The 26,571-nt window shown below is 46.0% G+C and carries 27 protein-coding genes, 1 other RNA gene and 3 pseudogenes; 3 read left to right on the top strand and 28 right to left on the bottom strand.

Annotation, left to right across the window (positions count from 1 at the left end; translation table 11 throughout):
• Positions 1–162: 162 nt before the first annotated feature.
• The 11 genes from tnpA to NQ534_RS18620 form a co-directional block, all read right to left on the bottom strand.
• Positions 163–624 (bottom strand): IS200/IS605 family transposase, encoded by a 462-nt coding sequence (gene tnpA, locus NQ534_RS18670; protein WP_006862666.1) that lies wholly within the window; start codon positions 622–624, stop codon positions 163–165.
• Between the two features lie 184 nt (positions 625–808).
• Positions 809–1,156, bottom strand: a transfer-messenger RNA (tmRNA) gene (ssrA, locus tag NQ534_RS18665).
• A gap of 136 nt (positions 1,157–1,292) precedes the next feature.
• On the bottom strand, positions 1,293–1,766 hold the full coding sequence (smpB, locus tag NQ534_RS18660; protein WP_006863386.1) for an SsrA-binding protein SmpB: 474 nt from the start codon (positions 1,764–1,766) through the stop codon (positions 1,293–1,295).
• Positions 1,767–1,786: 20 nt separating this feature from the next.
• A complete protein-coding gene (gene rnr, locus NQ534_RS18655) occupies positions 1,787–3,916 on the bottom strand; it encodes a ribonuclease R (protein ID WP_006863387.1) in 2,130 nt (709 codons plus the stop codon).
• An 87-nt stretch (positions 3,917–4,003) separates the two neighbouring features.
• On the bottom strand, positions 4,004–4,243 hold the full coding sequence (gene secG, locus NQ534_RS18650) for a preprotein translocase subunit SecG (protein ID WP_040784579.1): 240 nt from the start codon (positions 4,241–4,243) through the stop codon (positions 4,004–4,006).
• 69 nt (positions 4,244–4,312) lie between these two features.
• A complete protein-coding gene (gene eno / locus NQ534_RS18645) occupies positions 4,313–5,578 on the bottom strand; it encodes a phosphopyruvate hydratase (RefSeq protein ID WP_006863389.1) in 1,266 nt (421 codons plus the stop codon).
• Between the two features lie 143 nt (positions 5,579–5,721).
• Positions 5,722–6,054 (bottom strand): DUF3837 family protein, encoded by a 333-nt coding sequence (locus NQ534_RS18640; RefSeq protein WP_006863391.1) that lies wholly within the window; start codon positions 6,052–6,054, stop codon positions 5,722–5,724.
• Position 6,055: 1 nt separating this feature from the next.
• A complete protein-coding gene (gpmI, locus tag NQ534_RS18635) occupies positions 6,056–7,597 on the bottom strand; it encodes a 2,3-bisphosphoglycerate-independent phosphoglycerate mutase (RefSeq protein WP_040784581.1) in 1,542 nt (513 codons plus the stop codon).
• A 78-nt stretch (positions 7,598–7,675) separates the two neighbouring features.
• Positions 7,676–8,959, bottom strand: a complete 1,284-nt coding sequence (locus NQ534_RS18630) for a homoserine dehydrogenase (protein WP_040784583.1) — start codon at positions 8,957–8,959, stop codon at positions 7,676–7,678.
• Between the two features lie 131 nt (positions 8,960–9,090).
• A complete protein-coding gene (locus NQ534_RS18625; RefSeq protein ID WP_260042845.1) occupies positions 9,091–9,222 on the bottom strand; it encodes a hypothetical protein in 132 nt (43 codons plus the stop codon).
• Positions 9,223–9,282: 60 nt separating this feature from the next.
• The gene (locus NQ534_RS18620) at positions 9,283–9,543 is read right to left on the bottom strand and encodes a hypothetical protein (RefSeq protein WP_006863395.1); all 261 of its coding nucleotides are present in this window, start codon (positions 9,541–9,543) and stop codon (positions 9,283–9,285) included.
• A 269-nt stretch (positions 9,544–9,812) separates the two neighbouring features.
• On the opposite strand from NQ534_RS18620, the gene NQ534_RS18615 reads away from it, so the two are divergent.
• Positions 9,813–10,292 (top strand): TetR/AcrR family transcriptional regulator C-terminal domain-containing protein, encoded by a 480-nt coding sequence (locus NQ534_RS18615; protein WP_242655392.1) that lies wholly within the window; start codon positions 9,813–9,815, stop codon positions 10,290–10,292.
• A 78-nt stretch (positions 10,293–10,370) separates the two neighbouring features.
• On the opposite strand, the gene NQ534_RS18610 is transcribed toward NQ534_RS18615, so the two are convergent.
• Positions 10,371–11,387 (bottom strand): hypothetical protein, encoded by a 1,017-nt coding sequence (locus NQ534_RS18610; protein WP_006863397.1) that lies wholly within the window; start codon positions 11,385–11,387, stop codon positions 10,371–10,373.
• 244 nt (positions 11,388–11,631) lie between these two features.
• Here NQ534_RS18610 and NQ534_RS18605 point away from each other — a divergent pair, with 244 nt between their 5' ends.
• The gene (locus NQ534_RS18605; RefSeq protein WP_040784585.1) at positions 11,632–12,972 is read left to right on the top strand and encodes a radical SAM protein; all 1,341 of its coding nucleotides are present in this window, start codon (positions 11,632–11,634) and stop codon (positions 12,970–12,972) included.
• A gap of 178 nt (positions 12,973–13,150) precedes the next feature.
• Here NQ534_RS18605 and NQ534_RS21930 read toward each other — a convergent pair whose 3' ends face one another.
• The 8 genes and pseudogenes from NQ534_RS21930 to NQ534_RS18570 all read right to left on the bottom strand — a co-directional run bounded on the left by NQ534_RS21930 (position 13,151) and on the right by NQ534_RS18570 (position 19,400).
• Positions 13,151–13,339 (bottom strand): hypothetical protein, encoded by a 189-nt coding sequence (locus NQ534_RS21930; protein ID WP_074679879.1) that lies wholly within the window; start codon positions 13,337–13,339, stop codon positions 13,151–13,153.
• Between the two features lie 75 nt (positions 13,340–13,414).
• A complete protein-coding gene (locus NQ534_RS18600; RefSeq protein WP_006863400.1) occupies positions 13,415–14,227 on the bottom strand; it encodes an SOS response-associated peptidase in 813 nt (270 codons plus the stop codon).
• A pseudogene (locus tag NQ534_RS18595) lies at positions 14,199–14,700 on the bottom strand (DUF1653 domain-containing protein). Before NQ534_RS18595 ends, NQ534_RS18600 begins: the two are co-directional and overlap by 29 nt.
• 45 nt (positions 14,701–14,745) lie before the next feature.
• A complete protein-coding gene (locus NQ534_RS18590) occupies positions 14,746–15,204 on the bottom strand; it encodes a low molecular weight protein-tyrosine-phosphatase (protein WP_040784620.1) in 459 nt (152 codons plus the stop codon).
• 238 nt (positions 15,205–15,442) lie between these two features.
• Positions 15,443–16,642 (bottom strand): site-specific integrase, encoded by a 1,200-nt coding sequence (locus NQ534_RS18585; RefSeq protein ID WP_006863404.1) that lies wholly within the window; start codon positions 16,640–16,642, stop codon positions 15,443–15,445.
• A 189-nt stretch (positions 16,643–16,831) separates the two neighbouring features.
• Positions 16,832–16,936 (bottom strand): excisionase, encoded by a 105-nt coding sequence (locus NQ534_RS21985; RefSeq protein WP_465220232.1) that lies wholly within the window; start codon positions 16,934–16,936, stop codon positions 16,832–16,834.
• Positions 16,937–17,272: 336 nt separating this feature from the next.
• A pseudogene (locus tag NQ534_RS18575) lies at positions 17,273–17,965 on the bottom strand (VapE domain-containing protein); the annotation flags it as partial.
• 58 nt (positions 17,966–18,023) lie between these two features.
• On the bottom strand, positions 18,024–19,400 hold the full coding sequence (locus NQ534_RS18570) for an MATE family efflux transporter (protein ID WP_006863407.1): 1,377 nt from the start codon (positions 19,398–19,400) through the stop codon (positions 18,024–18,026).
• Positions 19,401–19,518: 118 nt separating this feature from the next.
• On the opposite strand from NQ534_RS18570, the gene NQ534_RS18565 reads away from it, so the two are divergent.
• Positions 19,519–20,400 (top strand): LysR family transcriptional regulator, encoded by an 882-nt coding sequence (locus tag NQ534_RS18565; RefSeq protein WP_040784590.1) that lies wholly within the window; start codon positions 19,519–19,521, stop codon positions 20,398–20,400.
• 320 nt (positions 20,401–20,720) lie between these two features.
• Here NQ534_RS18565 and NQ534_RS18560 read toward each other — a convergent pair whose 3' ends face one another.
• From NQ534_RS18560 to NQ534_RS21975, 8 genes and pseudogenes are all read right to left on the bottom strand, one after another.
• Entirely contained in the window at positions 20,721–21,434 is a 714-nt protein-coding gene (locus tag NQ534_RS18560; RefSeq protein ID WP_416388639.1) for a P-loop ATPase, Sll1717 family, read from the bottom strand.
• Complete coding sequence (locus tag NQ534_RS18555) at positions 21,359–21,973, bottom strand: hypothetical protein (protein ID WP_006863410.1); 615 nt, start codon at positions 21,971–21,973, stop codon at positions 21,359–21,361. The genes NQ534_RS18560 and NQ534_RS18555 overlap by 76 nt, the downstream gene beginning before the upstream one ends.
• A gap of 274 nt (positions 21,974–22,247) precedes the next feature.
• Positions 22,248–23,288: a PDDEXK nuclease domain-containing protein gene (locus NQ534_RS18550; protein WP_006863412.1), complete on the bottom strand. Its 1,041-nt coding sequence runs from the start codon at positions 23,286–23,288 to the stop codon at positions 22,248–22,250.
• 407 nt (positions 23,289–23,695) lie between these two features.
• Positions 23,696–24,013: a tyrosine-type recombinase/integrase gene (locus NQ534_RS21980; protein ID WP_006863414.1), complete on the bottom strand. Its 318-nt coding sequence runs from the start codon at positions 24,011–24,013 to the stop codon at positions 23,696–23,698.
• An 11-nt stretch (positions 24,014–24,024) separates the two neighbouring features.
• A complete protein-coding gene (locus NQ534_RS18545) occupies positions 24,025–24,729 on the bottom strand; it encodes a site-specific integrase family protein (RefSeq protein WP_330371637.1) in 705 nt (234 codons plus the stop codon).
• A gap of 176 nt (positions 24,730–24,905) precedes the next feature.
• Positions 24,906–25,091, bottom strand: coding sequence for an excisionase (locus NQ534_RS18540; RefSeq protein ID WP_040784591.1), 186 nt, complete (start codon positions 25,089–25,091; stop codon positions 24,906–24,908).
• 42 nt (positions 25,092–25,133) lie between these two features.
• Positions 25,134–25,533 (bottom strand): annotated as a pseudogene (locus NQ534_RS18535) (type II toxin-antitoxin system PemK/MazF family toxin).
• A gap of 565 nt (positions 25,534–26,098) precedes the next feature.
• Complete coding sequence (locus NQ534_RS21975) at positions 26,099–26,560, bottom strand: hypothetical protein (protein ID WP_006863418.1); 462 nt, start codon at positions 26,558–26,560, stop codon at positions 26,099–26,101.
• Positions 26,561–26,571: the final 11 nt, after the last annotated feature.

The following is a 26,571-nucleotide window of genomic DNA, read 5'->3' as shown; positions in this document are numbered from 1 at the left end:
CCGGCTCATTGCTCGCGGGAGTCGCTGCCACCCGTCTAACGGGTGGCTCGCGCTTCGGCTATAAGCCTTTGTTACTAGGCCCGCGTCTCAAGGCGCTGGCTCTCACTTCGTTCAAGCCACTTTGCTTTTCACTCGTCGCTGCCCCTTCAAGGGGCGTTTGTATTACCGACTACCCCTAAAGGGGTCCTCATATTCTTTCACGCTCAATTTATCCATCATAATATCCGCTCTCTCTTGCTCCTGAATGTACTTCTTTATGGTGTCCTCATTGAGACCTACTGTGCTGACATAGTATCCTTCTGCCCAAAAATGTCTGTTCCCAAATTTATATTTCAGATTTGCGTGGCGGTCAAACATCATTAGGGCACTTTTCCCTTTCAAATATCCCATGAAACTTGATACACTTATTTTGGGCGGAATACTTACCAGCATATGAATATGGTCTGGCATAAGATGACCTTCTATTATTTCAACACCTTTATAATTACAAAGTTGTTTTATAATATCTCTTAGGTCTTCTTTGTATTGATTGTAAATCATTTTTCGTCTATACTTTGGTGTGAAGACGATATGATACTTACACATCCACTTTGTATGTGCAAGTGAGTTGGCTTTCTTCGCCATTGAAATCACCTTTCCTTTCTATATAGTGGCTTGGACACCTCTATTATAGGCGTAAAGGTGATTTCTTTGTATAACAATCACCGCGCACCCGCATAGCGGGTGGTTGATATTTCGTGCGCTTTGCGCACTCAACAGGGTCGATGCCCCGCATAATAGAAAAAGTGCCGTAAATACGGCACTTTTTACATGGAGCTGAGGGGAATCGAACCCCTGTCCGAAAGCCTGTCCATTGCGGCATCTCCCATCACAGTCATTATTTTTACATTCCCTCCGTCAGACGCCTAATGACAGGCTTCTGACTTCAGTAGCTTCATAAGTTCTTCCGCCCCCGCAAAGCTTTGAGAGTGAAGTGCCTCACAGAATTTGATGCCGGTTGTTCAGGCTGTGAGCAACCTGAGTCCGACAGCAGCCATTAGGCTGCGTACGCTAACTGTTCGTCTGCGTTTATATTTAGTTTCCGGTTTACTGTGCGGTCCCGGCCCGCAGATGGCTTCCCCAACTTCGAAACCCCCGTCGAAACCAGTACAACCCCGAATCTTATATGCAGGCTTCGCTGCTGTCCAGGACAGACTTAAGCATCCGCTGCGATGCGAAGCTGCACAAACGTTGTATGGCTGACAGACGATAGTTTGTGGATAGTTATAGTATAAATGATGTTTTTCCCCGCGTCAAGTATTATTTGTATTGCGTTCTTTGAATTCTTTTTCCGCCTCTCTTCTCTGGTCGCGCTTTGCGATGTCCTCGCGCTTGTCATAGAGCTTTTTGCCGCGCGCAAGTCCCACTTCCACCTTCACCAGACTGCCCTTAAAATAGACCTTCAGAGGAACCAGCGTCATGCCTTTTTCCTTCATTTTTCCGGTCAGCTTGTTAATCTCGTGGCGGTGCATCAGAAGCTTGCGCTCACGCAGCGGGTCCTTGTTGAAAATATTTCCTTTTTCATAGGGGCTGATGTGCATCCCGTAAATGATCACTTCCCCGTTTTCAATGCGGATAAAGGATTCCTTCACGCTGCACTTTCCCATACGCAGGGATTTTACCTCCGTACCGGCGAGGGAAATCCCCGCCTCAAACGTATCCTCGATAAAGTAATCGTGATACGCTTTCTTATTATTTGCAATCAGTTTGACAGACTGTGCTCCCACTTAACCTCACTCCTCTTCTTTCAGCCTTCTCCCGCCGGGCGGAAATCAATGGTCCGCAGCTCCTTATCGGCGTCCGCGACGATTACCTTTATTTTCTGCCCCATGCGGTATACTCTGCCCGTGGAGCTTCCAGTCATTTCATAAGTCGTTTCATCGTAATAATAGTGGTCGTCAATCAGGTTGCTGACATGCACCATTCCCTCCACCGTATTGGGCAGCTCCACAAAAAAGCCATAGCTGTTCATGCCGGAAATCACGCCCTCAAAGGTCTCGCCGATATGTCCATGCATATACTCCACCATTTTCATTTTTACGGTCTCGCGCTCCGCCTCCTCCGCTCGCCGCTCTGTCTTACTGCAGTTTTCGGCAACGCCCGGAAGAATCTCTTCGTAATGCTGTATGCGCTCCGGTGTCATCCGCCCGCGCAGATTCTCCTTTATAATGCGGTGTATCTGCAGATCCGGATAACGGCGGATGGGCGATGTAAAATGGCAGTAATACTTTGCCGCCAGTCCGAAATGTCCGCTGCACTGCGGCGAATACTTCGCCTGCTTCATGGAGCGCAGCGTCAGACGGCTGATCAGCGACTGCTGGGGCGAATCCTCAATGCGGGCAAGAAGCTTCTGCAGCTCCTTCGGATGAATATCGCCACCGCCTCTGATGCCATAGCCGAAATTCGCGATAAAAACCGCAAGCTGACGGATTTTCTCCGGATCCGGATTATCGTGCACGCGGTATACAAACGGCAGTCCCTGCCAGTAATAATCCTGCGCGACGGTCTCATTTGCAATCAGCATAAAATCCTCAATCATCTTCGTCGCCGTGTTGCGCTCATAGGGCTTAATCTCCAGCGGACGTCCCTTTTCATCCAGAATAATTTTGCTCTCCGGAAAATCAAAATCAATGGAACCGCGCGCCCGGCGCTTTTCCCGTAAAATCTGCGCCAGCGTCTCCATCTGTTCAAACATCGGCACCAGCTCCCGGTATTCTTCCCGCTCCGCCTCGTCGCCGTCCGTCAAGATCTTCTTCACGCTGGTGTACGACATGCGGCGGTCTACACAGATAACCGTCTCCGCAATCTCATGCCCAATCACATTTCCCTTTCCGTCAATGTCCATCAGGCAGCTCAGAGCCAGCCGGTCCTCACCGGCATTCAGCGAGCAGATGCCGTTTGACAGCGTATGCGGCAGCATCGGAATCACCCGGTCCGTCAGATACACGCTGGTGCCGCGCTCGCGCGCCACACAGTCCAGCGCGCTGTTTTCCTGCACGTAATTTGTGACATCCGCAATGTGCACGCCCAGATGCCAGACTGCTTTTTCCTCATCGTAGGAAAGCGAAACGGCATCGTCCAGATCCTTTGCATCCTCGCCGTCTATCGTCACCATCGTCACACCGCGCAAATCGAGCCTTCCTGCGCAGTCCGCCTCCGAAACCGGCTTTGCCACGCGCGCCGCCTGGTTCAGCACACGCTCCGGAAACTCCAGCGGCAGCCCGTGCGCGTATACAATCGAAAGAATATCCACTCCGGGGTCGTTTTTGTGCCCGATAATCTGCTTTACCTTTCCCTCCGGATTTTTCATCTGGCTGCCGTAGTCCGTCAGCTCCACCAGCACCTTGTGTCCGTCCACCGCGCCCTTCGACCATTCCTGCGGAACAAAAATATCACGCGTGATCTTCTGGTTATCCGGCACCACAAATCCGTAATTTCTGCACTTCTCATAGGTACCTACCACCTCGGTGACAGCGCGCTCACAGACTTTGGTGATAACGCCCTCACAGCGCTTTCCGGTCCTGCCGGGCAGAACGCTGACCTCCACGGTATCCCCATGCATTGCTCCGCCGACGTGATTTTCCGGAATAAAAACATCCTCCGCGCGTCCCTCAACTTCCACAAACCCGAAGCCCTTCGCAGTAGCGGAAAAAATACCGGTAAGCCTGACGCTCTCCGCCTTTATATACTTTCCGCGTTTGGTGCACTCTATTTTCCCATCCGCCTGCAGGTCCGCCAGAATCTTCTCCAGCTCCGGGCGGTCCTCCCTGGCGACCTGCATCACAATAGCGATTTCCTTTATTTTCATGGGCACATAGTGCCGGTCGCAGATGAGGTCATATACCTTCTGTCTGCGCTCCTCGTATAAATTTCCCATAACACCTCTGTTTAAAATATTTTCTGTTTTATAAATTCCCCGTATCGATAAAAAACACTCTTGTCAGCCACAAGAGTGTTTTTATCATCAAAAGTTCAGATTCAGAATAATCGCCAGTACAATGAAGCCTATTGCAAGCGCTTTTGTTACTTTTACGACAGCGCCCTCCATAGAACGTCCCTTGTTCTTGCTCCAGTAAGTTTCTGTCATTCCGCCACCAAGGCTTGCCAGTCCCTGCTGTTTTCCTTCCTGCATCAGTACAAGAGCAGTCAGCGCGATACAATCAATGATAAAAATTATGGTAAGAATGATTCTCAGAACTCCCACTTCTCCACCTCCTATGTCAAACATAATTACTGTAACACAGATAGGAAGATTTTTCAACTGTTTTTTATGCTAAAAGTGTTCCTCAATGCGCAGAAGCTGATTGTATTTTGCCACCCGCTCGCTGCGGCAGGGCGCGCCGGTCTTAATCTGTCCGGCTCCGCAGGCAACGGCAATGTCGGCAATGGTGGTATCCTCCGTTTCTCCGGAGCGGTGGGAAATCACCGTGCGGTATCCCGCCTTCTGCGCGATCTCTATCGCCTCCAGCGCCTCGCTGAGCGTCCCGATCTGATTTACCTTTATAAGAATCGCATTTGCCGCGCCGAGCGCAATGCCTTTTCTCAGACGCTCCGGATTCGTCACAAACAGGTCGTCCCCGACAAGCTGCACCTTCTCTCCCAGCTCCTTCGTCATTTTCTGCCAGCCGCTCCAGTCCTCCTCATTGAGCCCGTCCTCTATGGAAATAATTGGAAATTTTTCCAGCAGCCCCCGGTAATAGGCGATCATCTCCTCCGCCGTGCGCTCCACCGTTTCCCCGCGCATTTTGCTCTCTCCCGGAAAACGGTATACCTGGCGCTCCTCATCATACAGCTCCGAGGCCGCCGCGTCCAGAGCAAAGCAGACATCCTCGCGCAGACGGTAACCCGCCGCCTCCACCGCCTCGCACAAAAGCTCCAGCGCCGCCTCCGTATCCGCCAGGTCGGGAGCAAAGCCGCCCTCGTCTCCCACGCCAGTGGAAAGCCCCCGCTCTTTCAGCAGCTTCTTCAGACAGTGATAGATCTCCGCGCACATCTGAAGACCGTCGGAAAACAGCCCGGCGCCCACCGGCATAATCATAAACTCCTGTAAATCCACGGTGTTATCCGCATGACAGCCGCCGTTTAGCACATTCATCATCGGTACCGGCATCGTATTGGAGCGGATGCCTCCCAGATAACGGTACAGCGGAATGCCAAGGCTCTGCGCCGCCGTTTTCGCCACCGCCATCGATACGCCCAGAACAGCGTTTGCCCCCAGGTTCGACTTATTCTTTGTTCCGTCCGCCCGCAGCAGAATCTTATCGATATGTCCCTGCTGCAGTACATTTTCCCCGATCACAGCATCCGCCAGAATGGTATTAATATGATGCACCGCCTGCGTCACACCCAGTCCGCCGTATCTTTTTTCCCCGTCACGCAGCTCAACCGCTTCAAATTTCCCCGTCGATGCGCCGGACGGCACCGCTGCCCTGCCAACCGCCCCGCCCTCCGCAAGCACCTCTACCTCCACCGTCGGATTTCCTCTGGAGTCCAGAATCTCCCTGCCGAGCACATCTATGATTTGTCTGTATTCAAACATAAAGCACAATACCTCCTTCTGGAGATATTGTGCCCTGTTTTTTTCAGGTTATGTCTGCTGTAATTTTCCAATTACCGGGAAGCTGCCCGCCATGCGGCAGAGCAGATGCCACTCTGTCACATCCGTGCAGGCAAAGCGCCGCATTATTTTCCTCCCCGATAACCCATATCAAACAATTCATACGCCTCCGGCGCCATCTGCCCCTTGAAGCGGCAGCCCGTGATGAGGCTCTGCAGCCGCCCTCCATTCGGGTAATCCGCAAACGCGGCGGAATCCTTTACAAGCTCCTGCACCTTCTTTTTCAGCTCCAGAAAGTCCTCCTCCCCGCGCAGCTTTTCCGCCTCCGCAGCCGGAATGCCCATTACCCGCAGCCCAAGTCCCGCTGCATAGCAGAATTCATAGACGGAAATCAGCGGACTCTCCTCTTTTGCCTTCATTTTAATCTGCACGGCATCCCGCGCCAGCTCTTTTATCATATTATTTACGCACCAGCAGCGATTTTCCGGTCATTTCCGCCGGCTGCTCCATGCCCATCAGCTCGATCAGCGTCGGGATGATATCCGCCAGGCGTCCGCCCTCGCGGAGCGTATAAGCCGGGTCTGCATTTACCAGAATAAACGGAACCGGATTGGTGGTGTGCGCGGTAAACGGCTCTCCCGTCTCGTAGTCGATAAGCTGCTCGGCATTTCCGTGGTCCGCGCAGATAAACATCTGGCCGTTTACTTCCTTAATTGCCGCAACAGCCTTTCCGACGCACTCATCTACCGCTTCGACAGCCTTGATCGCAGCGCTCTCCACGCCGGTATGTCCGACCATATCCGGGTTTGCAAAGTTGATGATGATGACGTCGTACTCCTGGGAGCGGATAGCCTCGCACAGCTTGTCGCATACCTCGTACGCGCTCATTTCCGGCTGCAGGTCATAGGTAGCAACCTTCGGGGATTTTACAAGAATTCTTGTCTCTCCCTCATTTGGTTCCTCCACGCCGCCGTTAAAGAAGAAGGTAACATGCGCATATTTTTCCGTCTCGGCGATTCTCGCCTGCTTTAGGCCGTGCGCAGCAAGATACTCGCCGAAGGTATTCGTGATGGAAACCTTGTGGAATGCCACCAGCTTGTTCGGAATGGTTTCGTCATATTCCGTAAAGCAGACGTAGGTAACATCCAGTCGTTTTTCACGCGCAAAGCCGGTAAAATCGTCGCAGCAGAAAGCTCTGCTGATTTCTCTTGCACGGTCCGGGCGGAAGTTAAAGAAGATAATGGAATCCCCGTCGGCGATTCTGCCAACCGGCTTTCCGTCTCTTACCAGAACCGCCGGAATTACAAATTCATCTGTCTTGCCATTATCATAAGAATCCTGGATAGCGCCGGTAATGGAGGATGCTTCCACGCCCTCACCCTTTACAAGCGCTTTGTACGCCATTTCCACTCTGTCCCAGCGGTTGTCTCTGTCCATCGCGTAGTAACGTCCCATCACCGATACGCACTCGCCGACGCCAAGCTCCCGCATCTTTGCTTCAAGCTGTTCCACGTAGCCCTTTCCGGATTCCGGCGGGGTATCACGTCCGTCCAGGAAGCAGTGAACATACACCTTAGAAAGACCCTCTCTCTTTGCCAGCTCCAGAAGACCATAAATATGTGTGATGTGGCTGTGCACGCCGCCGTCGGAAACCAGCCCGTAAAGGTGAAGCGCGGAATTCTTTTCCTTCGCGTTTTTGCAGGCAGCCAGCAGCGCTTCGTTTTTAAAGAAGTCGCCGTCCTCAATCTCTTTTGTGATTCTGGTGAGTTCCTGATACACGATGCGTCCTGCGCCCATGTTCAGATGTCCCACCTCGGAATTTCCCATCTGTCCGTCCGGCAGACCAACCGCCAGACCACTTGCCTGCCCCTCAACAAACGGGCACTCCGCCATCAGCTTGTCCATCACCGGCGTATTCGCCTCGGCGACAGCATTGCCGTCCACTCTTTTGTTCAGTCCGTAACCATCCAGAATCATTAAAACAGTCGGTTTCTTGCTCATTTTGCTTCTCCTCATCTTTCTTTATGAAATATTGTAAAGAATGCCCCGGATATTTCCGTGCTTTACGCTTCCGGCATCTTAATAAACGCGGATAACCGCAGATATCTCTTTAATCATCGACATCGTCCGCAGAATCTTCAGCGAATCATTGAAATTGCGCTCCACCACTTCCTCGGTAATCACCACAATCTCCGCCAGCGTTCCTTCCTTGCGCTTCTGGATAAACTGTTCGATGCTGACGTTATTGTTTCCGAATACGCTGGTGACGCCCGCGAGCACGCCGGGACGATCTTCCACCTGCAGACGCATAAAATAACGGCTGACGATATCGTCCATCTTTTTCACCGGAATCGTCTTGTAGCAGGTACAGTTCACATGTCCCGTGCAGTGATAAAGCATATTCTTCGCGATGTCAAACACATCCCCGACGACCGCGCTCGCCGTCGGAAGCTCCCCGGCGCCGCGCCCGTAGAACATGGTATCGCCGACAGCGTCGCCGTGCACAAATACAGCGTTGTAGGAATCGTTGACCGATGCCAGCGGATGACGGCTGTCTATCAGCATCGGGTGTACACTCACCTCGATACCCGTCTGCGTGCTGCGCGCCACACCGACCAGCTTGATCACGCAGCCCATCTCCCCCGCATAGCGGATGTCGCGCGCCGTCACCTTCGTGATGCCCTCTGTGTAGACATCTGAGAAGGTCACGCGGGAATTAAAGGCAATGGACGCGAGGATGGCAATCTTGCGCGCCGCATCCAGCCCCTCGATATCCGCTGTCGGGTCCGCCTCGGCATAGCCAAGCTTTGTGGCAAGCGCCAGCGCCTCGTCAAACTCCATATTCTCCTCCGTCATTTTCGTGAGGATAAAGTTGGTCGTGCCATTCACGATACCAACAATTTCAGAAATGTGATTTCCCTCCAGACTCTGCTTCAGCGGACGGATAATCGGAATGCCGCCTGCCACCGACGCCTCAAAGAAGAAATCTCTCTGCGCCTCTTTTGCCGCGTCCATCAGCGTCTTGCCGTCCGTGGCAATCAGGTCCTTATTTGCGGTAACGACATTTTTGCCTGCCCGCAGCGCCTCCAGCATATAGGTGCGCGCCGGTTCCATGCCGCCCATCACCTCAATGACAATATCGATTTCCTCATCCTCCACAATCTCCTGCCAGTTATTTGTCAGCAGACTGCGGTCCACCTTTGCCGCCGCTTTTTCCAGATTGCGGACAAGGATTTTTTTCACCTCCAGCTCCACGCCGAGCTTTGGAAGCATTTCTTCTTTCTGGCTCTCCAGAACCTTGTAGACACCGGTTCCCACCGTGCCAAGCCCCAACAGGGCAATCTGAATCTTGTTATCTCTCATATCGGTTCTCTTTTCCTTCCGGAGCATACAGCACTAAAAAAGTCCACCGGACGTTTTGTCGTATGCATGGCAACTATAAGCAGGGACCATTTTCAGCCCCTGCTCACATTTTCTCCTCTTATTTTTGACTGCTATTCTTCCTCGTCAAGATTGCGGTGCGCAAAGCCCGCCACCGCACCGGATACCGATACGACAACGGCAACAACTGCCGCCACAATAACAAGCGCAATCGCGATAAAAAATACTGCTAAATTAAATTCCATGACAGCACCTCCAATATGGGGGTAGTATACCACAAAAAGCATCCTTTGAAAAGTTTTTTTTCAATTTCCCCGCAAACAGTATTCCGCCAGCTCAAAATCCCTGCTGTAGACGCGGATATCATACTCATACATCTGGTCAAAAGGCGTTCCAAGGCTGCCGGTGTTTCCGCGCAGCGTGCCCCTTCCGCTCCATTGCCCCATCCGGTTGTGTACCTTATAATCATACGGGATCTGTTTTGCCTCCAGCTTCTCCCGTATCTGGTTGAATTTCTTTAAGTCTTTGCCAACCCACAGGCTTTTTGAATTAAAGATAGTAAACATCCGACCGCCCCCTTTTCATATTCTGCGCTTTTTATTTATATCATACCACGCCGCAGGGAATATGCCAAGAAAAACCAGAACGTCCAGGACTAAAAGTCACTTATGCACTCTCATGTATTTTTTTCTGTACAGTTGAAAAAATTTGCATTTTCTGCTATACTTACCTGCAAAATGGATTGCACACATAAGAAAAAGGGGTGATTCCTCTGGCTGACTCAAATATCACAAAGCGGGCTCTGGCTTCCGCTCTCCGGGAGCTGATGCAGGAAATGCCGTTTGAAAAAATAACGGTATCGCATATCTGCGACAAATGCGATATGAACCGCAAAAGCTTTTATTATCATTTCCGGGATAAGTATGATTTGGTAAACTGGATTTTTGATACGGAATTTATTACGCTGTTAAAGAGTCCTCCGACAGACAAATGGAGTTTTTTTGAGATTACAAGCAAATATTTTTATGAAAACAGAGCTTTCTACCGCAAAGCGCTGCAGATTAAAGGGCAGAATTCCTTTTCTGAACATCTGCGGGAATTCATGTATCCGCTGATTCAAAGCCGTATTGCAGAAATTATCGGACAGAACGAGGTTCCGCAGCTCTGCGTCGATTTTATGGCGGACGGTCTTATCTGCACCACCGAGCGCTGGCTTATGGACAAAAACTGTATGCCGCCCGAAAAATTTTTAAACACGGTAAAACCGGTGATTGAGGCAATCGCCGCAGATATCTATCACGAAACAGAATGCTGACGCTTTTTTGTGCATCAGCATTTCTGTATTACCGCGCGCAGCGCCCGGTCATATACGACCGTCCTGCTGCGGTGTATTTTATTTTTTCGGAAACGCCTGCTTCAGAATATCCGGCAGACTTCTCTGTGAGAGCCGGAAATCCGCGCCTTCCTTCCTGCCCTCCAGAGTGACAAGGCACCCTTCCGTATCAAACCACGCCAGCGCGGCATCCTGCGAGATAATGCCGTCAACCAAAAGGCTGTCGTAGTCCGCCTCCCAGACAACAGTCCGGAATAGCTGCTCCTCCCGTGCTTTTTTCACATACTCATATATTTCTTCTTTTATATTTTCCGGACATCCGGGCGCCGCGGACAGCATGGAGACCGCCGGATAGAGTTGCTGCATTTCCTCAAACATTCCTCCGTCGAGTATTTTCTCCGTTTCCTCCTGCGTGTAGGTATAGTGCAGTGCATACAGAAGTCCATTTTCACGCAGCTTCCGGCATGCAGCTTCCATATCCTTTCCATAATGAACAACAATCATCAGATTGTTGATTTCCCGGACCTCCCGCAGAAATTCCTCCGTAATTTCCTGCGGGGAGCAGAACAGCGCAAACGCGCTTTTGCGGTGCTCACGTACAAGGGCAAGCGCCTCCTGCGCACATCCTTCGGGCTTCAGCATCCACACATGAATTCCCAGCTTCTCCCCTGCAGAAATTGCCGACTGGTAAGTCTGACAGTCTCCGGGAAGCTGTTCCGGTCCAAAATAGAAGCTGAGCATCCACGGGATATTATAATGCTCCTTTTCCTCTGTTTCCCGGATTTTTTTTGCTCCGACCGTGCAGCCATTATACCCCAGATTCATGCCGAACTGCAGCAGACGCTCCGTATCCACATGGGCAACGGTGTCCTGAATCAGCGCGTAGTACGGACTCTGTCCGTTTTCCAGCATCTTCTGCGCCGTTTCAAAAAAATTGCGCTGAAACCGCCCTTCCGAAAAATTCAGCGCCATATCCACCAGATTCCGCGTACTGCGCCGGGGCGAGGCTTTGATATCCTTCAGCGTTTTTCGCACAATCGTTTCTATTAATATACGTGGGGTATCATTACTTCCCATACGTACCACGTTCCTTTCCGCAGTTAATAAAAATGTACATACAATTCACTTCTTCCAGAATAGCGGTCTTTCCGGAAAAAATCAAGGGACATTTGCTTATTTTTGTCAAAAAACACAGCAATTCCGACGATTTGTCTCATTTTTCGACAGGATGTCCCTCCTGTCCAATGACTTTTCCGCTTTTCCCCACTATAATCCCTATAAAATGGCTTCCCAAAAAGGAGCGGAAAGGTGGAAATATTCTATGAGTAACTTTACCTCAATTAAACAACATATGCAGACATTTGCCGTTTCACAGGCTTTAAAGTACGTGGAGGGAAATCCGGAAGAAAATCTCCCGAAGCTGATGGACATGGTCGACCGTTTTTGTCCCAACGGATGGTATGAAAGCCAGCGCGCAATCCTGCGCAATGTATTGAAAGAAAAAAATAACTGGTACGACCTTATTCTGCGCGTGTACGACCTCGACCCCGGCGTGCGCAAGTCTTTTTTTGAAAACTTTCTGTTCAACGCCTGTTTAGAGGGCTATGCCAGACAGAAGGAGGTAAAAGAACGTGAAAACTGCAACGTTCCCTGGGCAATTCTTCTCGACCCGACTTCTGCCTGCAATATGCACTGTGTCGGATGCTGGGCTGCAGAATACGGTCATAAGCTCAATCTGACCCTGGATGACATTGACAGCATCATCCGCCAGGGCAAGGAGCTGGGCATTTATTTCTATATTTATACCGGCGGCGAACCGCTTGTACGGAAAAAAGATATTATTAAGCTCTGCGAAATGCATCCCGACTGCGAATTCCTGTCTTTCACAAACGGTACGCTGATTGACGAGGAATTCTGCCAGGAAATGCTGCGCGTGAAAAACTTTGTTCCCGCTATCAGTCTGGAAGGCTTTGAGGAGGCAAACGATTCCCGCCGCGGCGAGGGCGCTTATCAGAAGGTAAGACATGCAATGGAGCTTCTGAAATCCCACAAGCTGCCTTTTGGTATGTCCGTATGTTATACCAGCCAGAATTATCTGGACATTACCAGCGAGCGCTTCTTTGATGATATCATCGACAGCGGCGCACTGTTTATCTGGCTCTTCCATTATATGCCGGTCGGCAACGACGCCGCGACCGCACTGCTGCCCTCACCGGAACAGCGCGAGACGGTTTATCACCGTATCCGCGAATTCCGCAACACGAAGGCGATCTTTTCAATGGATTTCCAGAACGACGCCCAGTATGTGGGCGGCTGTATCGCAGGCGGCAGAAACTATCTGCACATCAATGCCAAGGGCGATGTGGAGCCGTGCGTATTCATCCACTATTCCAACTGCAACATCCACGATGTTTCCCTGCTGGACGCGCTGAAGAGCCCGTTGTTTATGGCTTATCATGACAACCAGCCGTTCAACGAGAACATGCTGCGTCCGTGTCCGATGCTGGAAAATCCGGAGAAGCTGCGTGCAATGGTAGCGGAAACCGGCGCAAAGAGCACCGATTACCAGAGCCCGGAGAGCGCGGACGCCCTTTGCGACAAAACAACGCCTTACGCGGAAAACTGGAAGGAAACCGCCGACAAGCTTTGGGCAAACAAATAATCCTTAATTGCTAAAATTACATTTTCCGGTAATTCGGACAATGTATGCTGAATTTCAGCCGGTCTGCAAAATGCAGACCGGCTTGCTTTGTTTTGCCGCACATGTTCTTATGCTTAACGTAATATCTTTGTATTTTATGATGCCAGGGTCCCAAGGTCTAAGCCCACATGAGCCAGCTCTATAGTGGGCGTAAGACCTTGGGCCCCGCCCCGATATGAGCATAAAAATGGGATGTATATCCCACGATATGCGAATAGCGGGTAGGGCGCTGGATGTCCGGTGGACATCCGTTTAGCGCGGACCGGAGCGAAGCGGAGATGTGGAAGTGCGAAGCACGTAACCCTAAAGGACTAGCTACGCGTCGCAATCCGCAGGCATCATATTCAGGGCATTTTACCCCAACATCATTTTATTTTGCGTACTGCCAGACCGGGCTTCTTTTTCAGCAAAATAAGCTTTGCTGCTCATACTCGCGATATGCTTTCAGCATGTCCGGCGTCTGTTCAAGCGCCCTGCGCATAAAGTGGTCATCGTAAATCCAGTCCTGCCACTCATTCTCCCTCAGAACCAGCGGCATCCTCGGATGTACAGCACGGACGGATGCATTCGCCTGCGTAGTGAGAATGACAAAGCAATCCTCTTCGCCGGACCGGCTGTAGATTCCGGCTAAGAAAAGTGTTTTCCCGTCTCCGTTTGAAAACGTCACCTTCTCTTTTTCGGCATCCCATTCGTAAAAATGACGCGCCGGAATCACGCAGCGTCTGTGCAGAACCCCTTCGCAGAACATCGGGCGCTGCAGTGCCGTCTCCGCTCTGGCATTAATCAGCAGACCTCTTCCTGTCGGCTGCACGAACCCCCACCGCATCAGCCTTGCGCACACCGGAGACTGCAGGCGGTTCTTTTCCCCGGCGCCCCCCGTCCCACGCAGAACCGGTGCACGCTCCGTCGGATGAATGTCTCCGGGTGTTTTCGTCCCGCACAGAACCGGCGCGCACTCCGCCGGGTGAATGTCTCCGGGTGTTTCCGTCCCACGCAGAACCGGTGCACGCTCCGTCGGATGAATGTCTCCGGGTGTTTTCGTCCCGCACAGGACCGGTGCACGCTCCACCGGGTGAATGTCTCCGGACGGTTGCCGCAGCACCCGCCGGTCAATTTCCTCCACCAGCTCTCCTATCTCCTCTGCAATCGTATCGTCATAATAATAACGTCCGCACATCGCTCTCTCCTCAAACCGTCCAGCTTTCTTCCTTCTCAAAACGATATTTCTGCTTCGCCTCCGGGTACTTCTGGTGATCCACCTCGCTCATAAACATCGCATATCGCATACGGTCTGGCGCTGGTTTTATACGGCGCATACAGCGCCTGATAAATCACCAGAAGCTCTCCAGTTTCCGTATGCTGCGCAAACGTCAGTACCCGGTAGAGATACTCTGACGAATTTTCAGCCGACCATTCCCGTTTAAAATGACGCACCACATCACCTGGACGGATGCCATGCGCATCCGGCAGCTTCTCTGCAGAATCCGGCATATCCTCTGCCGCTTTTCCTCCTGTTTCCGGAGTTTCCTTCAGTTCCATATATTCCTCCCTGTCCAGCGATACCGGCACCCCCGTTCTTCCCGCAACATGCACACCGCCATACCACGTTCCCTCTACCTCCAGAATATCTCCTATCTCATATTCTATCGAGTAATCATCATTTTTCTTAACAATTTTTACTTTTGCCATCTCCGCCAGCCCTCCGTATTATATTTTTCATTTTCTGTTCTTTTATTACATCTCACTCAGAATATGCTCCAGCAAAGCCTTGCAGCCCTCCACCACATCATCATAGGTAACATCAAAATTCCCGGTATACCAGGGGTCTGCAATATTCCTTTCGGATCCTGCAAAAGACAGCAATTTATATACCTTTCCATCCGGATCCCCTTTTAACATCCTGTTAAGATTCCGTATATTCCATGTATCCATACCAATGATGTAATCAAACTTCTTATAATCACTCCATGTAATCTGTCTGGCTCTATGCGGCACTATGGGTATATTTACTTCACGTAATTTCTTAACAGTGCCCCTGTGCGGCGGATTTCCGATTTCCTCCGTACTGGTAGCGCAAGAATCGATTATAAACTGATTTTCCAGACCTTTTTCTTTTACCATGTAAGTGAAAACGCTCTCACACATCGTAGAGCGGCAAATATTGCCGTGACACACGAAAAGTATTTTTATCATAATTTTATATTCCTTTATAAGCCTGTAAAACCCTGTAATTCCGGGCTTTTTGGCACTTTCTTTGATTTTTGCTTTTTCCCAAAATCTACGCAAATCTCCATAAATCTGCGTAGATTTCCGGACAAATGGTGTAGTAATTGGTGTAGTAAAATGGTGTACAATCAACCTGATTTTCTCCGCTGTTCCAGCGTGTCAATCTGCTTGCATGAAGAATAAATCCCTCACTGTCCGGCACTCGTCAAATTCCGCTGCAAGCAGCGAATTTTCCTCGTTGCTCGCTCAAATCAACGATTTTTGCCATCTGCTGGGCAGCCCGGTCATAGCTGGCATGAGTATAGACATTCAGCGTAACACCTACATCAGAATATCCCATCAGATATTGCAAAGTCTTAATATCCATACCCTTATTTGCCATATTCGTACAGAACGTATGGCGGAACACATGAGGGGTAATATGCGGAAAGGGCTGTTCTGGATGCAGCTTCTTATATTTCTTCATCGCCCACCGCATTTCATTCTCGATATGCAGCGCCACTTTCGGATGACAGTCTTTGTCAATCAGAATGAAGCCACTGTACCCGTCCACGATAATCTCCTTTTTCATTTTCCGGCGATTGGCAAGGATATTTTTCAGACTTTGGTACACATCATCAGTCATTGGAATGAAGCGGATACCGCACTCAGTCTTGGTTTTCTCCACATAGTATTTGCCGCCACGTTCCCGGACAAGCTGATGATCAACACAGATTCTGCGATTTTCAAAGTCAAGATCGCTCTTTGTCAATCCACAAAATTCACTGACACGCATCCCGGTTCCCAGTAGCACGACAAATTCATCATAATACTTGCAATAGGTTTTATCCTCCCGAATGAAGTTCATCCAGATTTTTTGCTGCTCGTCAGTCATGGCAATACGCTTCTGCGAATCATTGGAAACAACGTCCACCAGTTTGAAGTCGAAAGGGTTTCTTCGGATAATATCTTCGTTATAAGCCATCTGAAACGCCGGTTTGACAACGCCCTTGACGCTTGTAATCATGCTGTACCCTTTGCCGTCGCTGTGGAGCTTCATAATCCACTTCTGGGCATCCGATACTTTAATATCCCGAATCTGACGGTATCCAAAATCTTCTTTCTTAATCAGGTTCAACACAAAATTATACCCGGCTTTGGTGTTATATCGAGCACCCTGCTTCAAACTGATATAGCGTTCCAATAGCTGAATTACAGTGATCTTCCCCGCCGCATAGTCAATACCATCGTCAAGCTGCTTCTGAATTTCCTTTTCTTTTTCCCGAAGTTCTTTCAGGTCAGAAGAATAAACGGTCTGCCGCTTTCCACGAATGTCTGTGTATCGGTACTGATAAATTAGGTCTTTTCTCTGGCTCTCTCCTTTCCGCAGGATTCGTCCCTTATTGTCTTTGCGTTTTTCGGACATTGTCAAACTCCTTTCCGTGATAGAAAGAGCCTTGATATGACACACTCATTGTATCATATCAAGACCGGATTTTACATCACTTATTTGCAAAAGATAGCCTTAAATTGAATACGCCTGCTCAATGTACTGGTCGAACAGGCGGCGCTTAATCAATCGTTTATTTCCTACCCACAAGACAAAGCGACAATTTTAATCGTTTGTAAAGTCCCGCAGTTTGTTTACTCTAATCCCGGAATAGGCTGCTGCTTCTTCCAGGCTAAGATTGCTCTTTTCCCAGATGGGAATTTCTTTCATAGGCATTTACCTCCATAACTATCGTTGTCGCAGCAGTCGCCAAATGGATATGCAAGCATATCCGCTTGGCTCATTGCCTGCGCAAATGAAATATGCCCGACAAGGCAATGTCAGGCTGGTGTGACGCAGGCTGTTTCAATGTCAACCAAACCGTGTCAACCGGCACAAAAGACTTTGAAAACAATCCACAGGCGCTCTATTATTCTATTTTACTTTTTCTTTGATTTCTTGGTTGACATGGTTGACAAAGAGGAGAAATGACCGGAATATCAAGCTTTTCCTTGTCAACCGACTGTCAACCGAAACGTCAACCAAACTGTCAACCGGGGGCTTTTTTCAGAATGGAAGCTCCATCTGCCGGGCTTCTTCCTCCGTGATCTCCCGAAAACCGGCCTTGTCCGCTGGGGACTGGTTGACACGCTCCCAGCCTTTTTGTGAACCGTACTTCTTATATCTCTTAGGGCTTTTGTAGGCCGTCCAGCCCTGTATGCTGCCGTTTGCAATGCCGGTATTCATAATCTCGCAGATCGCCCGTGTTTCCCACTCTGCCGGGGGATTGCTGTTCCCCAATGCTTCCTCGTAAAGCTGTTTGGAACATACCCTGTCGCCGGTGTAGTCCTCCAAATAGGCGTAGATCATACCGGCCTGCGTGTCCTCCTGCATAAAATCCTGCTGGTGGGCTTTTAAGTATGCGTTCATTTCTGCGCTGAATGACAGCTTATATTTCCCGCTGCGGTAGATCGTCATGGCTTCCGCCCACATCTGGCTGATATACGCCCTCGCCGCCGCTTCATCGTCCAGTATGTGAACCTCCGCCCGTTCCGGGTACACGGTCACGGGAATAAAGCGCCGGTTGCCGGTGCGGTCACGGGGAAGAAAGTCCTGCCGGTTGGTGGTTCCTCCGAACACGCATTGACGAAGCCGGTCTGCCGGATGGGTTTCATACGGCACTTTGTAGGTTTCTTTCTGACGGCTTAGAAACGACTTGATTTCCTCAATGCTTCTGGCATTGGCGGTGGCGATCATCTCCACTGCCAAATTCACGGCTAATTGTAATATTTCGATTTTTCATAATGTGAACACCTCCCTATACATCATTACCCACCGGATGATAAAGTTTTTCTTCCAGCTTCCGTTCTTCAATGCGTAACCAGATAAAAGCAATCACTGCTGTAATCGCCTCTGCAATCAAAAACGACCACCAAACACCATATACGCCCCAAAATTTACTTAACAACCACGCAAGTGGAAGCAGGATAATACATTGACGAAGTGCAGAAATAATCAAACTTGCAATACCCTTTCCAAAGCCCTGGAACGCATAGCTTACCATAATGCCAAGTCCCGCAAACAAGAAAGAAATACTCATGATTTTGATTGCAGGAATACCGATTGCAAGCATTTTTTCCGTAGCATCAAACATTTTCAAAAAAGTTTCCGGAAGTGTAAACAGCAGAATCGTTCCAATCATTCCAATCAACGTAGAATAGATACCACTCAGGAATATTGCTTTTTTAATTCGCTCCAAATTTTTTGCTCCATAATTATATGCAACAATCGGAATCAACGCAGCATCCAATCCAAAAATCGCCATACAAACGAATGTCTGCAATTTGAAAAAGATTGCAAATGTCGCTGCTGCTGTTACAGAATACGAGAGCAGTATTTTGTTTACACCAAACGATAAAATAGCGGACATGGATTGCATAAGTACAGTCGGAATACCAACTGTGCATATCTCTTTTGTTCTTTCCAAACTTAATAGTTTTTCCTTTGTAAGAAAAGCAATCTCTTTATTTTTGGTAATATTCAAAATCAGTGCAAACACCATGCCACAGAAAATGCCAATCATTGTTGCCAATGCTGCACCAGTTACACCCATAGCAGGAAATCCAAATAACCCAAAAATCATGATAGGATCTAAAATCAGATTAACGATACACCCCAGTACCTGTGTATACATACTGTAAATACTTTTCCCGGTGGATTGCAAAAGCCGTTCTAAAATAATCTGAAAGATCTGAAAAAATGATAAGAGGGAAATAATGCGCAAATAGTTACTTCCCATTTCTATGATTTCCGCAATATCGGTTTGGATTTTGAAAAACCAGTTGATTCCCCAAATACCAAAGAGCAGGAAAAAAATATAAATTGCTCCGCCGACAAGCAGACCATTTCGTGCGGCCGCATTTGCTTTCTGCTTTTCCCCTTGACCAAGAAATCTTGAGAGATTAGAACTGATACCAACACCGATACCAGAACCACAGGCGATAACAATACTTTGAATTGGAAATGCCAGCGATACAGATGTCAAAGCATTTTCACCTAACCTTGCAACGAACATACTGTCCACAACATTATACAGAGCACCAATCAGCATTGAAAAGATTAAGGGCGCCCCTGTTTTTAGCAAAAGGGAGTTGACTGGCATGACTCCCATTTTGTTTTCGATTTGTGTTTCCATAGTTACCTCCAATTTTATTTTTCTAAGTTTTTTCTTATTATATCAGACCAAATATAGACTTGCTAATTCGATAATCGCATTGTACAATAAGTAAATGCTAATGATTTGGAGGCGCTACATGAATATAAATCAGCTTAGATATTTTTTAGATGCAGCAAGGCTCTGCAATTTTACAAAAGCCGCTGAAAAGAATTACATTTCACAATCAGCCATCACACAACAGATAAAATCACTTGAACAGGAATTAGAAACGGAGCTTTTTATCCGTGACAAACGAAAAGTAGAGCTTTCACCCGCAGGCAGCGTATTTATCCATGAAGCAGAGGCCATTCTTTCCCGAATTGTCCAAGCAAAGGAAAAAATTTTATCTGTGTCGATGGGTGTATCTGGAATATTACGAATTGGATTTATCAAAGGATATGAAGCCTCTGATTTTCCGAATGTTATACAGTGCTTTTGTGAGAAAAACCCCGGAGTAAATGTGTCACTTACCCGTGAAAACCCCGTTGCTCTGCTTGACAAGTTAAATGATAAAGAATTGGATATTATATTTTTGGTGGGATTTGACAGCGTATTGCATCCCGAATTGAACAGCCATCTTATTTGCAGGCATCCACTTTTTGTTACAATGTCGCATCGCCATCCTCTGTCTTATCGGACGGGGATAAGCAGAAAAGAACTCGCAACAGAAGCAATCATTACCAATAATACCGACGAACAGTTGGAAGAAGATATATCCAAAATACTACAACAATTTTTAGGTGCAGGATATATGCCCAATTTTATCCGGCAAGAGGATATTGATACAATACCTATTATGGTTTCGTCCGGTATTGGAATCTCAATCGTCCCTGAGTTTATTGCAAAGCGATGGCAAAATGAAATGAATTTGATTTGCATACCATTAGAGGGAGAGAATGAAATTGCTTTTTCCCATGCAGTATGGGGACAGAAAAATTCTAATCCAGCATTATCTCGTTTTATCTCTATGCTGGGTTAATGCAACTACTATTTTTGTTTCTTATGAATTTTGCTTTTATTTACGGAATAGCGGTAGGACGGGCTGTCCTTGCCTTGTTCTTGTTGTTGCTTCTCTACCGCACATGAGCATTAACACAAGGAACATAATTTCTTAGCACATAAAGCAAGCGACAGCTTTCTTGCTCTTAGAAAGCTGCCGCCTATCATATCTCTATATTTTTATGTCATTTCAAGGCTCTTTCAAAAATGGTGTAGTAAAACTATTTCTTAGATATTTCGATGCCATTCTTTATTGCGTAAATAACCTTTGGATCATTTATCTTATATAAAACCCCACCATTATTTTTTTCCTGTGTTTACAACTAATCCAATATTCTCCATGCCAACCACATAATTATTGGTAGAACTTCCTGTATTAGCTTGTATATTCATTTGGTTTTTCGTAAATTCTATTGTGGTTAATTTCTGCAAATGTTTTATGTAACTATATATATCTATCGAATTAGACTTTGCTTTTGGATTACGCGGATAATATTCATAAAAATTAAATCCCTTCACAAATTCTACTATACCTTTCCGTATCGAATTTTCAGAAATCTTATCACTATTTGAATCTATTTCGTATTGTTTCATAAATATGCAATTTAAAATATGCCACAAATCTCTTGGATTTCCATTAGATAATTCAAAAATTTCATCAATACTTTCCTTTTGAACACTCTCATCAAATAAAGATTTATAATCTACTATTTTACCATCACTAAATACCAACAATCTTTGACTCAAAGCCTTTTCTAACGCCTCCATCGACCATGACAATAACGGGCAAAAATGTTTTTGAGTTCTAACTTCTGTTAATATTCTTCTAAACGGTATTTTCCAAACACTTATAATAAGTTGAATATTTGAATTTTCAAGTATCTTATTATCCGTTAACAAAGGAAGAAAAAATTTTGACACTGTTTCTGCATTATTTTTCATTCTACCATCTTCATCGAACTTATCCAAAATAATAGTAATTCTACTGTATCCAATTTTTTCAATATATCGCATAATTGAATAATCAAGCTATAGGATGCATCAATTCGTTCAAATTCTATATCGGTATCTAAATTAATTGTGGGAAGAAGATTTTTTATTCCGTTCTCCTCTACAGGTGGAAGCCACGTATAATAATTTCTCAAAACATCATTTACTATATTTGTTCCTGCGGTAAGTCCATAATTTATAATAAACCGGATTAAATTAATATACTTTTTTATTATTTTCTTAGGTTTTGATAATTGTATGGCTTCAATTTTCTGCGCCAATATATTTTTCGTCGTCGAAGTAGTATATTGACTTAATATCATAGATAGAAAAATTCGTTCATTTTGGCTTAATCTCTTAAGTTTTTTCGCATTGCCAATCAGATATTCAAACAAACAGGCCGCCATGTTTCGAATAAGTAAGTTATAGTATTCTTCTATACTGGGCTCTATATTTAACATAGAGTAATCATCAATCATACAAAGAAAATGCTCTTGGGCATTCACTCCTCTTTGCAATTCAAAAAGAAGTGCAGTTTTTCCAATTCCTCTATTCCCCCTCACTATAATACTCCTATTACCCTCAAAACTGCTTTTTATTGAATCGTAATTATCTGCTCTAACAAATAGTTTATCCGCATACTCTTGTTCATTCTCTGCAGTATATAAATTAAAGGGGGGTAATTTCCCAACCCCATATTTTTGATATAATCATTAAATCCTCTCTGATTCATGCAATACCTCTTTCTTCTGTTCCTAAAAAATTCTTAATCATTTTCGTGCTCTTTGAATTGACAAGAACATTCTTCAACCATTTCTAAAGTATAATTGCACTTTTTTAATTTTCACTTTCCATCAACTTCTTCAGTTCCTCTTTGCTAGGCAACACAGTTAGATACTTGCTTGCAAATATCTGATTATTGTCTTCTGGTAACGTCATCTCAACAACAGCATCATTCTTATTCTTGCATAACAAAATCCCTATTGTCGGATTTTCATCTTCCAACTTTACTTTACGGTCATAATAATTCACATACATCTGCATCTGTCCTATATCCTGATGCTTCAGTCGTCCAATCTTCAAGTCAAAAAGCACAAAGCAGCGCAATAAGCGATTGAAAAATACTAAATCCACTCTATAGTGTTCATCTTCAAAAGTGAATCTTACTTGTCGTCCAACAAAAGTAAATCCTCGTCCTAATTCCAACAGGAACTCCTGTAAATGATCAATTATCTTAGTTTCCAAATCCGTTTCTGAATATTTTGCAAGTTCCGGTAAACCTGTAAACTCCAATACATATGGATCTTTTAATAAATCTTCAGGTTTCTCAATTATTTGTCCTTCCGCTGATAATCGCTTTATGCCCTCTTTATCTCTACTCAATGCTAATCGTTCATATAATGCACTGTCATATTGTCTTCCCAGTTCCTTTACGCCCCATCCATTACGAACTGCCTCAATTTCATAAAAATGCCGTTCATCTATATTAGGAATACGCATAAGTAATACATAGTGCGAAAAACTTAGAAAAAATTTTCTCCCTTCTCTTGTTACAGGCAAGTTTTCAAATTGGGTAGACACATTCTGCCCAATTTGATCCTGGGAATATACTACATAGAATCTACGCATCAATTTCAGATTCTCCACAGAAAATCCTTTTCCTAAGCTCTCTGTCAAACGCTTTGATAATTCTTTAAGAATAGCTTTCCCATATTCAGCTCTCTGTTTCCCGTTTTGTTCTTCTTCTATAATCATCCGTCCTACTTCATAGTAGGAATAGACCATAGAAATATTTAGTGCCATTTTTGCTTGTTCTCTGGCTTTTTTAAGGACTTCTAATACCCTATCGAAAAAATCACCTGTCACGATATTTTCCATGCAATACCCTCCCGGTTAAATTGGGTAGAAGCCGTCTACCCAGTTCATATCATAACAAAATATTCCTCAAAATTCTACAATAATGCAAATCTCATCTCGTTTCCACTTTCCCTTGTCATATCAAGGCTCTTGCCCCAATCAAAATGGTGCAGTAGTGGTATAGTAAATGCCTTTTAAGCCGTGAAGCCATTGATTTTACAGGCTTTTCCGGGACTTTTCAAGATCCTGCCGTGGCAAACAAATAATACTTTTATCATATATTTAAACTCCTTGATTTTACTGGATTTTCTTGATTTTTCGGCATTTTTTCTTGTTTGCATTTATCTTCTGTCTGTGGCATATTGTAGCATAAATTCGCATATCTTTTCCCTCAAAAGTAGTAACTTAAGAGGAATATAGCTATTTTACTACTCGGCGTTTGACACCCGTTTTAACTCTTCTTTCGCATCGTCATATCCGATGTGTGTATAAGTATTTAAGGTTAAGCCCATGTCTGAATGTCCCATGAGGTACTGTAATATCTTTGGATTCATGCCGCTTTTTGCCATATTAGAACAAAAGGTATGCCTATGCCTACAAACGTGCGGTGTAACTTTAGGCATCTGCACTTTATAAATACTGTTATACTTCTCACAAATATGTTGAAAGTATTTCTCCCAATGCAAAGCCACCATCGGCATATCGTTCTTGTCCAAATATAAGAAACCACATTTACCATCTATCATAGGTTCAACTTTCAGCTTCTTTCTATTTGTAATTCAGAAATACGAAGCCCTGTTTTGAACAGGATATAGATTCCCTCATAATACCTGCAAAACTGCTTATCATTTTCCAAAAATTCTAAAAATGCCCGTTCCTGTTTTCTTGTAAGCGCTTCCCTTGTCACACTATCATTAACCACGACAGTAGCAAGCTGAAATTCAAATGGGTTCTTGCTTATCAAATCATCATCAACTGCCATTTGAAATGCAGGTCTGACAACACCTCTAACTGAGTGGATTGTGCTGTACCCACGCCCGTCTTTCTGTAATTTGATGAGCCAGCACTTAGCATCTGACAATTTAACTTTGTCAATCCTCTTTTTACCAAAGTCCTCTTTTTTGATGATATTCACAACAAAGTTATAATTAGCTTCGGTATTATGCCGTACACCTGTTTTCTGTAACAGATACTTCCTAACCAGTTCTAACACTGTCATTTCTCCACCACAAGGAACAATCGCATCGTCAATATCTTTCAATATCAACTTCTCTTTTTTCCTTAACGAGATGTCATCTCGTTTCCCTTGTGGTGTTTTATCTGTTTTTTCCAGTTTCCAACTGTAAACAAATTGCGGTTTACCAGTTGCATCAATGTATTTGAACGCATATCGTCCATCTTGGCGTTGGCTCTCTCCATTGCGAAGAATACGTTTTTTGCTGTCTCGTCTTTTTCCGCCCATTTCGATGCTCCTTTCATATGAAAAAGAGCCCTGCCACGATATATTGTAGTATACCATAGGCAAAGCTCTTTTTCTATCTTGAAATTTTGACGGCACTCGTAAAGGAAATATCCAACAGCCGTCCGATGAAATTACCCTTTTTTCCTCTTTTAATTTCTAAATCGCTGTTACATCTTCTAAGAATTTTCAAACTGTTCTCTTTTTATCAAAAACTTTACTCCATTTTGAATAATAAAACCAGTATCTAAATTATCCGTGACAATCTTCCTTAGTTTCTTTTCTCCTATATTAAAGTAAGCAGATGCTTCGTCAACAGTAAAACAAAATTTGTCCTTTATTTCAACCTGTGTCTGTTCCGCCATAAACATGAATCCTTTTATAAAATAATCTGTACCACTACATTATTATTTTGCTCCTTTATACTCCTCATCAACGTAATGAAACCCTATACTAACAGCTAACGCTTTATCTACAGATAAAAGAAAACCTTTATCAAGAAGTTCCTACAAACTCCTTTAGCCGTTGCTTATCAATGGTACGGATTTGCTCAAGCAGAACAACCGAATTTTTTTCAAGAATTTCTGAATCCTTAACAGCAGCATGAGTTGGTAATTTTGCTTTAGAATACAATTTGCTTGTAATTGCAGCAACAATTACGGTAGGGCTGTGCCTGTCTCCTGTATCGTTCAAGATGATAAGTACAGGGCGTGTACCGCCTTGCTCCGAGCCGATAACAGGGTTAAGCTCTGCATAATAAATGTCGCCACGCTTAATAATTCTTTCTATAAGTGTCTGACCTCCCATCAGAATTTAGGCAGGTACATCCTGCCTATGTAACAGCCAGACACAAGGAAGTAATTAAGGTTAGGAGAGCATAAACAATTCTCTGTTTCCATAGACCACCCTGCATCTGGCATCATGATAAAAGCATTTCAATTTGTCCTCGACGCCCCGAAATGCTATGGGAAGTCGCCAAACGGTCAGCAGCGAACTGACACCACAGGAGTTCCACCTCAACTGTCGTTCTGACAGAGCCGCCCTCATTGCCTGTGACGGGTTGGATACCGTTCGGACTGTGACTGGACGGGAGTACCATTATTCTCTTTGTGGGTCATGGCGAAATCGAGAGCTGCCCGATATTTTGAATCGGTAAAGACTGGCTCACCACCTTTCATCGCTCGCTGCCATTTGGCAGGTCATGGCGTACCGCTGCACACGCTTATGCTCATCACAATCACAAAGAGGAAGTATTTGGCGAATGAGTATTCGGTTGTCAAGGAACAGTCCCGTTTTCGCCACACAAGGAAAACTGGGCGGGAGGATTTTGTCCTCTCACCCAGTAGCCGATGGGAAACCGTCAAATTCCCCTCTACCTCAAAAATTTTTTCAATTTTTCTTTAAACCTGTCCACTTCAATTAAAATTTCATAAAGACGGTCATTTTCGATGCTGTCCAGAAAATCATCAACCGTCTTTACCCCGGATTGCGGGGCACTCTCGGCAACTTCTTCCAGATATGTACCTGCTTCCTGCAACTTCTCATAGTACCGTCTGTCAGAATTAAATATTGCCCAATCGTGAATACGGAGCCGTTCTATGGTATCCTCGCTGACACCTAAATTCTCCGCAATTTCTTTTCCTCGGCTTCTTTCCAGAGCCGCCATTTTCTTTCTTCTTTGGCTTTGTTGTAAGCCATATTTGTTTCCTCCAATCAATATGAATTTTTTGAAAATCCAGATTGGCCGGGGGGGGAAACGGCAGCCTACGCCGCAAATCTGCCTTTTACAGAGTTCTGCAAAAAACGACAAAAGAAAAACCGTAAAGGCTGTCACACCTTTACGAT

The sequence above is a fragment of the Marvinbryantia formatexigens DSM 14469 genome (assembly GCF_025148285.1).
Classification (GTDB): domain Bacteria; phylum Bacillota; class Clostridia; order Lachnospirales; family Lachnospiraceae; genus Marvinbryantia; species Marvinbryantia formatexigens.
This window is presented reverse-complemented; position numbering and strand designations above follow the sequence as displayed.